The 9606-nt window shown below is 38.9% G+C and carries 13 protein-coding genes and 1 pseudogene; 5 read left to right on the plus strand and 9 right to left on the minus strand.

The features are described from left to right. The 4 genes and pseudogenes from ACEYV4_RS07765 to ACEYV4_RS07780 all read right to left on the minus strand — a co-directional run. Positions 1-82, minus strand: a pseudogene (locus ACEYV4_RS07765) (IS200/IS605 family transposase); the annotation flags it as partial. 109 nt (positions 83-191) lie between these two features. After that, positions 192-974 (minus strand): hypothetical protein, encoded by a 783-nt coding sequence (locus ACEYV4_RS07770; protein ID WP_373842761.1) that lies wholly within the window; start codon positions 972-974, stop codon positions 192-194. 31 nt (positions 975-1005) lie between these two features. Further along, positions 1006-1281, minus strand: coding sequence for a hypothetical protein (locus tag ACEYV4_RS07775; protein WP_373842762.1), 276 nt, complete (start codon positions 1279-1281; stop codon positions 1006-1008). 178 nt (positions 1282-1459) lie between these two features. Continuing rightward, entirely contained in the window at positions 1460-2506 is a 1047-nt protein-coding gene (locus ACEYV4_RS07780) for a zinc-binding dehydrogenase (RefSeq protein ID WP_373842763.1), read from the minus strand. A gap of 175 nt (positions 2507-2681) precedes the next feature. Between ACEYV4_RS07780 and ACEYV4_RS07785 the strand changes: the two genes are divergently transcribed. The 3 genes from ACEYV4_RS07785 to ACEYV4_RS07795 all read left to right on the plus strand — a co-directional run bounded on the left by ACEYV4_RS07785 (position 2682) and on the right by ACEYV4_RS07795 (position 3952). Further along, complete coding sequence (locus ACEYV4_RS07785; RefSeq protein ID WP_373842764.1) at positions 2682-3110, plus strand: helix-turn-helix transcriptional regulator; 429 nt, start codon at positions 2682-2684, stop codon at positions 3108-3110. Between the two features lie 271 nt (positions 3111-3381). Further along, positions 3382-3672 (plus strand): type II toxin-antitoxin system RelB/DinJ family antitoxin, encoded by a 291-nt coding sequence (locus ACEYV4_RS07790; RefSeq protein ID WP_373842765.1) that lies wholly within the window; start codon positions 3382-3384, stop codon positions 3670-3672. Next, positions 3653-3952: a type II toxin-antitoxin system YafQ family toxin gene (locus tag ACEYV4_RS07795; RefSeq protein ID WP_373842773.1), complete on the plus strand. Its 300-nt coding sequence runs from the start codon at positions 3653-3655 to the stop codon at positions 3950-3952. The genes ACEYV4_RS07790 and ACEYV4_RS07795 overlap by 20 nt, the downstream gene beginning before the upstream one ends. Positions 3953-4205: 253 nt before the next feature. Here ACEYV4_RS07795 and ACEYV4_RS07800 read toward each other — a convergent pair whose 3' ends face one another. From ACEYV4_RS07800 to ACEYV4_RS07820, 5 genes are all read right to left on the minus strand, one after another. Further along, positions 4206-4688 carry a flavodoxin gene (locus ACEYV4_RS07800; RefSeq protein ID WP_373842766.1) on the minus strand — a complete coding sequence of 161 codons (483 nt, stop codon included), beginning with the start codon at positions 4686-4688 and terminating at the stop codon, positions 4206-4208. A gap of 17 nt (positions 4689-4705) precedes the next feature. Next, entirely contained in the window at positions 4706-5245 is a 540-nt protein-coding gene (locus ACEYV4_RS07805; RefSeq protein ID WP_373842767.1) for a flavodoxin family protein, read from the minus strand. A 204-nt stretch (positions 5246-5449) separates the two neighbouring features. Further along, the gene (locus tag ACEYV4_RS07810) at positions 5450-6457 is read right to left on the minus strand and encodes an aldo/keto reductase (RefSeq protein WP_373842768.1); all 1008 of its coding nucleotides are present in this window, start codon (positions 6455-6457) and stop codon (positions 5450-5452) included. A gap of 47 nt (positions 6458-6504) precedes the next feature. Next, positions 6505-7095, minus strand: a complete 591-nt coding sequence (locus ACEYV4_RS07815) for a maltose acetyltransferase domain-containing protein (RefSeq protein ID WP_373842769.1) — start codon at positions 7093-7095, stop codon at positions 6505-6507. Positions 7096-7107: 12 nt separating this feature from the next. After that, entirely contained in the window at positions 7108-7644 is a 537-nt protein-coding gene (locus ACEYV4_RS07820) for an NAD(P)H-dependent oxidoreductase (protein ID WP_373842770.1), read from the minus strand. Positions 7645-7930: 286 nt separating this feature from the next. On the opposite strand from ACEYV4_RS07820, the gene ACEYV4_RS07825 reads away from it, so the two are divergent. Together ACEYV4_RS07825 and ACEYV4_RS07830 are read left to right on the plus strand one after the other, a co-directional pair. After that, complete coding sequence (locus ACEYV4_RS07825) at positions 7931-8509, plus strand: LysR family transcriptional regulator (RefSeq protein WP_373842771.1); 579 nt, start codon at positions 7931-7933, stop codon at positions 8507-8509. Continuing rightward, positions 8428-8820, plus strand: coding sequence for a LysR substrate-binding domain-containing protein (locus tag ACEYV4_RS07830; RefSeq protein WP_373842772.1), 393 nt, complete (start codon positions 8428-8430; stop codon positions 8818-8820). Before ACEYV4_RS07825 ends, ACEYV4_RS07830 begins: the two co-directional genes overlap by 82 nt. The last annotated feature ends 786 nt before the right edge of the window (positions 8821-9606 follow it).

Consider the following 9606-nt stretch of genomic DNA (forward strand, 5'->3'; position numbering starts at 1 on the left):
GATACTTAGTCCCCCAAATGAGATGGTAATTAAGATTATAAACTGATGTTCTACCATATGTAAGTCTATTTGTGTCTTTCATACTAATAATTATATCATATAATATACTATCCATGCGTATGTTGAACACAAAAAGGGCAATTCATCACGTCCTTAAAAGAACGTGTTTCCTTGCCCACTTTCAAAAATGTCTACAATCCCAGGTACTTATTCTTAATCATCTCGGCCTTTTTAGCATGGTCTTCAGGATAGATGAAACTGTAGTCAATCCCTAGTTTTGCTAGTTCATCTAAGATCGGTCGCTTATATTTGGCAGGGATGATGTATTTCTCCTTCTCGTTAGGCTTTTGGGGATTATATAGACTGAGAATGTCGATTGCTAATTGAGCTCGTCGTTCTACTTCAGAATAGTCAATTTCTACTGATTGATCATACTCGTCGCCAATGAAGGGAACAAATAGGAACAGGCCCTGTTGGTTTTCCATTCGACGATTCATCCGCTTAGTAGCAACAATCTTGGGGACAATTAATTCCAGTGGATTTAATTTATTTACAAAGCTCGGGATGTCGCGTTTTGCTTCCTCAAATAAGCGAAGAAACGGCAATGTCTGTAAGTCATGTCTGAAATCAGCAAAGTAATTGTCTTCATGCCCTTCGAAGTAATTAAAATAACGATGACTCCACAACTTATGTTCTTGAGCAATATAATCATTGTCGAGTTTGTAAAAATTCTTCAGGGTTTGAAAGAAGGAACTTTTATCGGCCATTGATTGACGCGCCAGTGACGTTTCCAATTGCATTTCATTACTGAAGGCATTCTTTTTAAAATAATTGTGGTGGGTTAAGCCAATCTTACATTGATATTCAGCGTACAGGTTATGCCAACCACGCTGATCCAGCATTTCCGTTAGTTTATCTGGGTTGGGTTGATCTTTGTAAACATATACCTCACCGACGCCACTACCACCTTTCACCGCAAAAAAAAGCGCAATAAGGGGGTTAGTACTAACGTCTAGTAACCGAGTGGCGGTGGTAGTGTTCCATCAGGGCCATTCGTTCAAAGTTCGTACGACACTTTTCAAAAAGCTGCGGGTCTGCCATCAGGAAGTCATTGAATAAGTTATCTTCGTTATCTAGTAGTTTTCGACTACGAAAAATTGGTGGTAAGGTGTTGGAAAAGGCATCATCCTGCCCACGGAAGTAGTAATTATGCCGCTTGTCACTAATTAATTTCTCGATTTCTTCAATATAGTTAGAAACATTTTGAATACTATGGATCACTACACTCGCCTACCCTTGTAAAAGTTCTGAATCGCCTTTAACTAAATTTTAATCTAACTAATGCAAAAATACTAGTGTAATAGCTATTTGAAGTAAGTACTTAATCAAAAAAGGAAAATCACATTTAAGTATATGATTTCCCTTTTAAAATTATATTGATGAAAAGCTAAACTATTAATTAACCGTTGCTAACGACTAACAAGGACTTGATTACCTTCCGTTCAGCCATTGCCTTGTAAGCAGCATTAATATCATCAAGCTTAAAGCTCTTGGTAAAGACCTTTCCAGGATTAATTTTGCCATCCAAAACAGCCTTCAGAAGGAACTTCTTGTCATAGGTGGTAACTGAAGCAGCACCTCCAGCGATAGCAACACCTTTGTAGAATGGGGTTGCAATATCCATCTTTGGTGTATGAGGCAAACCAACCCGACCAATCGTAGCTCCAGGACGGCCGATCTGAAGTGCTTCAGCCGTAGATTCTTCAGTACCAACACATTCAAGAACGGCATCAGCACCAGCACCATTTGTTAGCGCTAAAATCTTCTTAACTCCTTCGTCCCCTCGTTCAGGAACATTATCAGTAGCGCCGAATTCTTTAGCTAAGGCTTCTCGATCTGCGTGTCGACTCGTGGAAATAATCCGCTTAGCACCACGCAACTTAGCAGCAATAATACCACAAAGACCCACGGCACCGTCACCGAAGACAACTACCGTATCACCTTTAGAAACTCGAGCAGTTCGGGCAGCATGGTAACCAGTTGCCATGACATCAGCCAAGGTTAACAAAGACTTTAACATTCCTTCACTATAATCACTAGGCTGACCAGGGATCTTAATCAATGCCCATTGACCATGTTCGAAACGGATATATTCTGCTTGGTTGCCAGAACTGAAGTTGTTATCATGGCCTAGGCAAGCTCCATCATACCCAGCAATGCAAGCTGCACAATGTCCACAACCATGAGTAAATGGTGCAATTACAAAGTCACCGGGCTTAACAGTTGTAATGGCACTGCCAACCTCTTCAACAATTCCAATTGATTCATGCCCAGAGTTTTGTGAGTTAGGTTGAACTTGGTCGATTCCTCGATAAGCCCAAAGATCTGACCCACAGACACAAGCGCGAACAACCTTAATAATTACATCATCCGGCTTTTGAATTGTTGGCTTAGCAACATCCTTAATTGCCATTTGACCCTTTTTAACTAAAATTGCATCTTTCATAAGGTAACTCCCTTTCCTGTACTTCGTTTAAGTACAGTTAGAGCGTAGTCCCTAAACCATGGTTTAAGTCAAGTTAGCTGATAACTGTCAACTTAAGTTTACTATTGCTGCCTATCTTACTTGGTTGTTAAACCCTTGTAAGCTGTCAAAATAGGTAGTAAAGGAGATGATAGTAATGATGAACATTGCTAATAATTTGATCTATTTGCGGAAAGCTAATAAATTAACCATTGAGGATGTGGCGGATAAGATTAACGTTTCGCGGCAAGCTATCTCAAAGTGGGAAAATGGCAACTCTATGCCAGATATTATTAACTGTGCGGCACTAGCCAAGCTTTATCATGTTTCAGTTGATGATTTAATTTATTTTGATGGTAAGAAGCTCGGAATTTCACCTAAAGGAAAATACTTCTTCGGTACTACCAAGATTACGGCTGATAATCAATTAACAATTCCCCAAAAAGTTCAACGAATTTATCACTTTTCTGCTGGTACTGAAGTTGTTTTATTAGGAAATGAAGAAGGAGTAGCAGTTTTACCAGCTAAAAAGTTCCTTGATCAGGCTCAACAGATTTTAACAAATTATTATCCAAAATCAAATTAACTAGTAAACACATACTATTCAAGAAAACAAAATGACGCTATGTTTTACTGAAATGCCTCATAATTGTTGAACAAAGTTTTTTAACAATTATGAAGTATTTTCAGGTGGTTAAATATCAAGCAGAATTAAAAGCGCAAATTGTTTATGAGGATCTCTTCTCTTCTTAAATTAATTACGATTAAATAACCTTTCAAGTATTTGATATCTTTGTTATTTCAATATATAATATTTATGTAATACGATAGTAAACATTATGCTTGAGGTGACAACAATGAGTTCTTCTGCTGCAATTAAGAATAAAACTGTTTCAACTCGTACCACTTTTGAAATAAGCAACCGTGCCAAACAAAACCTTGCTAAACAAGGGCTAACCATTTCAGAATATTTACGACTTGCCCTTATCAAGGCTGCCAATAATCAAGTTAAGCTAGTTAACTTTTTAGACACGCCTGAAGCATTAACTGGAAAAGAAGAAGCCGAGTCAGGTCAAATTAAAGCCATCGGCACTGTAGATGACTTCGATAAGTGGATAGACAAAATTGATGAAGATTCAAAGCACTAATCAGTTTGAACGTCAGCTAAAACGACTTGCTAAAAAGCATTACCCAATTAAAGCTTTAAAACCGTGTATACATGCAATTGTTGAACAGAATATTGGAATACTTAACCGAATCAAAGACCATGGCTTAAAAGGTAAATGGCTTGGCTATCGAGAATTCCATCCTGCTCGTATTAAAAATTATGGTAAACAGTTTGATAACTGGATAGTCATTTACACCATAAATAGTCATCGTATTTTACTAACACTTGTTGCTACTGGTGGACATGACATTCTTGGCTAGCAAACTGTATCTCCCCTTTTTGCACTGTTTTTTGGAAATGAGTAAATCATGCATATATCAAAATTGGGCTTAAGTCGCTGAATTTTAGTGACTCAAGTCCTTTATTTAAAAAACATCTAACTTACAGATGTATTTCTGCTTACGAATATATAATTTTATTGGTACTCTAGTGGACGGGATAATAGTATAGAATCTATAAAAGCACTGCAATGGTTGGTGTAAGCCATTTAGCAGTGCTTTTTCCATTTTTAATTTAGAAATTTAGCTTCTTTAACCACTGATCAATTTGAGCGTCATTGTTGAGAACTGCTCCGGGGTTAACTTGCACATCATAATTATTTTCTCGCAAAGCCCGTTCAATATTACTTTGTGAACGTTGGTAACTACTACCACCAGAAGTGGCAAACAGAGCCAACTTTTTACCGTTTAAGTTAAGGTGATCAATAACTGTCGTGATCATCCGTGGCGGAATTCCCCACCAAATTGGGTGACCAATTACGATATTTTCATAACCACTAACATCAGGTAAATCATCTTTAATTGCGACTCTTGTATCATGTTGGTGTTGCTCAATCGAAGTTCGTGATTGGGGATCGTTCCAATTAAGATCAGCACTGGAATAAGGGTGTGCTGGATGGATTTCACACAAATCCGCATTTAATTTTTGAGCGATCTGCTCTGCAACCCGTTTAGTAGTATTAGTAGCTGAATAATAGAGAACTAACGTCTTCGCCATTGGCGTTCATCCTTTCTTTACTTAATATCTTCACCAAGCTTACGAGCTTCTTGAACGTGCTGTTGTAATTTTTGGTTGTTCCAAGAATCAGCAGCCAGAACCGAACCTCGTAAATCCCACCGCATATACTTCAATAACTGCTTAAAGTACAGCTGCATAGAAGCAAAAGCATCTTCTTGACCATAACCGCTGATTAGGGTAATGGCCTCCTTACCACCATGAAGTTCATGGTTATAACTATAGAAACGATCAATTACTGCCTTCAAAGCAGAATTAATCCCATAATAATAAAGCGAGGTAACTAGGACAACAATATCCGCATCCAGCAACTTAGGGATGACTTCGTTTTTAATGATATCATTAGGTTCAACTTCAACTTCCATGCCGGGTTGGTTATCTTTCAACTGAATTAACGAAAATTCATTAATTCGCCGACCGGCATCAAAACGATATACCTCATTACCAGCCGCCTTTGCCCCGGCAACAAAGGCATCAGCTAACTGCTCTGACGTTCCTGGATGATGCGGACTACCTGTCAATACAACAATCTTTTTCATTTTGATACTTTCCTTTCTATGCCTTTTAACTATATTATAGTAAGTAAAAGGCTAAAATGAAAATGCTTTATTTTAATGAATTCCTATGCTTTAAATAAATGCTTAAATAATATTTCAAAAATAAAAATATTTCAAAAATAAACTCTTCCAGTTATAGTTATTTTCATACTAGAAGAGTTTTATTTATGTCAATCTATACTATTTTTAATTTTCAACACTCTTTGGTAGCATATCGGTTGGATTTTGGTTTAACGCGCCAACAATCTCGTGTGCGGTATAGGGTTCATCCAAATAAGCAACTTCATCAGGTGTTAGGTGAATATCCATTGCAGCCGCGGCATCATCAAGATATTGTTGCTTCGTTGCCCCGACGATCGGTGCAATTACTCCCTTAGCCCATTGCCAAGCCAAGGCGATCTGAGCCATTTTAACTCCATGCTTAGCAGCTAGTTCATGAACCCGTTGAATGATTGGAAGATCTTGTTGTTTAGCATGATCATACTTAGCCTTTGCTGAAGTATCAATTTTACTCCGGGTTGAATTACTGTTCCAAGTTGGTCGGGTCAAGTGCCCTCCTGCCAACGGGCTATACGGCATGAGCATTACTCCATCCTGTTTGCAAATGGGGATTAGTTCACGCTCATCTTCCCGGTAAAGCAAGTTATAGTGATTTTCCATTGCTACGAATTGGTGCCAGCCATTCTTTTCAGCAATATGTTGCATGTTTTGAAATTGGTAACCATACATTGCCGAGGCACCAATGGCACGTACTTTACCAGCCTTAATCAGGCCATTTAACGCTTCCATCGTTTCTTCAATGGGCGTGTCATAGTCGAAACGATGGATAATATAAAGGTCAAGGTAATCGGTTCCTAAACGCTGCAATGTCCCATCAATTTCTCGGTTAATCGCCGTTTTTGAAAGTCGACCAGGGTTAAAATAAACCTTACTAGCAATAGCTACGTGGTCACGGGGAACTTGATGATGTTTCAAAGCTTGACCAATAAATTGCTCACTGGTTCCAGCACCGTAAACATTGGCGGTATCAAAGAAATTAATACCCAGATCTAAGGCATGCTGAACCATCTTATCAGTATCTTCTTTGCCCAAGATCCATCGGTAAGTCTTAAACGCGGGTTTACCAAAGCTCATCCCACCGACCGCTAATTTAGAAATTCGAATATCTGTTCCTGGAATTTTGCTATATTCCATTGACTTCATCCCCCAATCTAATGACAAATTTGCGAGTAATTTAATTATTAATTATTCAACGGTGCCAAATTCTTGATCTTGTGAGCCGGAACACCACCAACAACCGTATTATCAGGCACATCGGCCACCACAACCGCACCGGCGCCCACAATGACATTATTGCCAATGTGCACACGCCCAATGATTGTGACATTGCCACCAATCCAAACATCATTACCAACCGTGATTGGAGCAGTTGTAGTGATCAAGTAGTGACTACCATCTTGCCGAGTTGCAAAACGTTTAGTAGCGTCTAAGGAGTGTTGGCCACAATAGAATTTAGTATCAGGGGCAATAATTACACGATCTCCTAAGGTAATTCGGTTAGAATCCTGAAAATAGCAATTACCGTTGATGAAAACATTGTCCCCTACTGAAATATGGGCACCATAGAGGGCGTCAAAGTGACCATTAATCGTCAGACCTGTACCAGCCCGGTGAAATAAGTGGTGGGCAATTTGTAAGCGCTTATCAGGGTCATCTTCCTGATTCAACTGAGTAATTAATCGGCGACCGATTTGGATCATTTTTTGTAATTCTGGATCTCGATAATCATAAGGTTGACCAGCAAGTTCCTTTTCATGTTCACTCATTGCCATTTTAATGGCCCCCTATTCAAAGTCTCCTAAAGTTGCCAGTTGAGCCTGATGCAGGTACTCATTGTACTTACTTGCTTGCTGAGTAAGATCATCATCACTGATCGTAGAAGCACCGATCGTAATGAATGGCTTCTTGTAAGTCATCCCAATTAAACGACTGGTTGCTTGAAATGGTCGTAATAATTCAGTTACTGTATATTTAACAAAGTTGTCTCGGCCATAATTATTGGCACCAGGACTAACCGCTAGGACTAATTCTTTACCATGAAGGGCATCACCATTTTCTCCATAGGCCCAACCGTATTCAAGGACCTCATCTTCCCACTGCTTAAGCAAAGCAGGTGAACTGTACCACATAATTGGGAACTGAAGGACAACCCGATCAGCCGCTTCCATTACTTTCTTTTCTGTTGCTACATCAATTTTTCCATCAGGATAAAGAGCGTACATATTACGTACTTCGATATCATCATCAAGAGCCTGGGCTAAAGTCTTATTAACCCGGGACTGAGCATAGTTAGGGTGAAATAATAGAACTACTGTTTTCATAATAAGATCTCCTTCATTCAATTTTAATTATGAACACGCGCATCATTTAATACTTTGATCATTGCAGGATTATTAAAGTTATCCATGATGTTCCAATCGAAAGCGGAATGTCCTTGGTCAAGACTAGTAATTTGCTTCATTTCATTAGAATATCCCAATTGATAATAAACTGTCTTGATCAGAAGATATCTTCAATTTTATTGTAAAGCCCTGCAATATATATGTTAAAGACCTATAATGAATATAAATCTTTACCTAAAATGAATACTAGGAGTATGATTTCCAGATGGAAACACGTATCTTACATTATTTCTTAGCGATTGCTAAGCTAGGAACAATTTCTGCAGCCGCCCGTGAGCTTCATGTTGCCCAACCAACTCTTAGCCGGCAGCTTCAACAGTTGGAAGGACAACTTGGCGCGCCACTTTTTATTCGTGAACGCCGACGAATGGTCCTGACTAAAGCTGGCTTAGCTTATCAACGCAGAATCCAACAAATTTTAACTGAATTAGACCGGGCTAACCAAGTGGTCGCTGATTTAAATAATGATGAGCTGACTGGTACCGTCGGGATTGGTTGTGTTGAGTCAGCTGTCACCAAGTTTTTAATTCCACTTCTCCGTAAATTTCACCAACAATATTCACAAGTTGAATTAAGCATATACGATGGGGATGGGGAATTAATTAAAGATCAGCTAGACCGGGGAGCCATTGAAGTTGGTTTAGTTTCGACACCCATCAACGCAGCTAAATACTATTATCTTCAGCTGCCAGTCACTGACCGGTGGGGGGTGCCGTCAACCGAAATAGTCCCTTTAGGAACCAAAAATCAATCAATATTAATGAACTTAGGGGGCAAAAATTGATTATCCCCCATCGTTCTCTAGTTCATGATGAAGTTAGCAACTGGTTAAAGGCTAGCAATCAAGAAGTATCTATCGTCGCAGAATATAATCTCTTAACAAATGCAGCCTATTTAGCGGCGACTGGAATGGGAAACCTTATTTGTATCCAAGGGGCTCCCCTGCCAGCTAAGGCCCACTTGACCTTCATTCCTCTTACCCCCAAGCACCAGCAGGAACATTACTTGATCTGGCGTAAGGGTGCTTCTTTAGGAGAACCAGCTCAACGCTTAATTAAATACTTTCGCACTCAGCTAGCATCTCAACCTCGCTAGTGTCTATATAAAAGGGATTGTGAGAATAAAATTATTTTCACAATTCCTTTTATAGTAAAACTAAGTCTTTAATATTCTGGGTAAAGACTGACCCCCGTATCAAGCTGGTTGATCTGGTTAATCTCAGTCGGTGATAATTCAAAATTCAAAATCGAAGATATCACGATTTTCAACCATTCGAGCTGCGTTAGTTGACTTTGCTAATGGAATTAATCCCCGTTGGACATCCCAGCGAAGGAAGAATGACTTGAGCAACCGACTTGTGATGCTGGTGTGCAATAGTGGTTAAGGTTGGTTGGTGAAAAATATTGTTCCGTCCCTCCGCTAGTGCTGACCAAGCTTCGGGCACAATTCCCTCGTTGAACAGCCAACTAGTTTTACCTTAACTCAAACTGACCCAGCAGTAGTGAAATTTAAATGGCCAACAAGCAGACCGACTCATTACTCAGTTGAACCAAGTCCGTAAGCAAAATTATTTACTTCACTACCTGATAAGGAGATTACTCTTCAACCGGATTTAATTGTTAGTCATGGTGGCTTAAATTATCAAATTTAATACATAACCTAAAGTAATAACTTAATTAGGTTATGCTACATTTCAAAACATCCTCATAAACATAATTATGTTCATGAGGATATTTTCATATTCGATAAGAAATAAAACTAACAAGGCTGTATTTAGCTTTTTCCTTGTTTAATATGGAATTGACTATATTTTTCTTGGTCACGTAAATATAATTTAAGAAAGACATTTAAAGGAAGTAACAAAGCTCCATAGATTAAGGA

It is taken from the genome of Limosilactobacillus sp., from assembly GCF_041859915.1.
Classification (GTDB): Bacteria; Bacillota; Bacilli; order Lactobacillales; family Lactobacillaceae; genus Limosilactobacillus.

What these genes read in the sequence shown, in the direction of transcription:
- ACEYV4_RS07780 (WP_373842763.1), bottom strand. Translation starts at nt 2,506, where the DNA reads ATGAAAGATGCAATTTTAGTTAAAAAGGGTCAAATGGCAATTAAGGAT.
- ACEYV4_RS07785 (WP_373842764.1), top strand. Translation starts at nt 2,682, where the DNA reads ATGATGAACATTGCTAATAATTTGATCTATTTGCGGAAAGCTAATAAA.
- ACEYV4_RS07790 (WP_373842765.1), top strand. Translation starts at nt 3,382, where the DNA reads ATGAGTTCTTCTGCTGCAATTAAGAATAAAACTGTTTCAACTCGTACC.
- ACEYV4_RS07795 (WP_373842773.1), top strand. Translation starts at nt 3,653, where the DNA reads ATGAAGATTCAAAGCACTAATCAGTTTGAACGTCAGCTAAAACGACTT.
- ACEYV4_RS07800 (WP_373842766.1), bottom strand. Translation starts at nt 4,688, where the DNA reads ATGGCGAAGACGTTAGTTCTCTATTATTCAGCTACTAATACTACTAAA.
- ACEYV4_RS07805 (WP_373842767.1), bottom strand. Translation starts at nt 5,245, where the DNA reads ATGAAAAAGATTGTTGTATTGACAGGTAGTCCGCATCATCCAGGAACG.
- ACEYV4_RS07810 (WP_373842768.1), bottom strand. Translation starts at nt 6,457, where the DNA reads ATGGAATATAGCAAAATTCCAGGAACAGATATTCGAATTTCTAAATTA.
- ACEYV4_RS07815 (WP_373842769.1), bottom strand. Translation starts at nt 7,095, where the DNA reads ATGGCAATGAGTGAACATGAAAAGGAACTTGCTGGTCAACCTTATGAT.
- ACEYV4_RS07820 (WP_373842770.1), bottom strand. Translation starts at nt 7,644, where the DNA reads ATGAAAACAGTAGTTCTATTATTTCACCCTAACTATGCTCAGTCCCGG.
- ACEYV4_RS07825 (WP_373842771.1), top strand. Translation starts at nt 7,931, where the DNA reads ATGGAAACACGTATCTTACATTATTTCTTAGCGATTGCTAAGCTAGGA.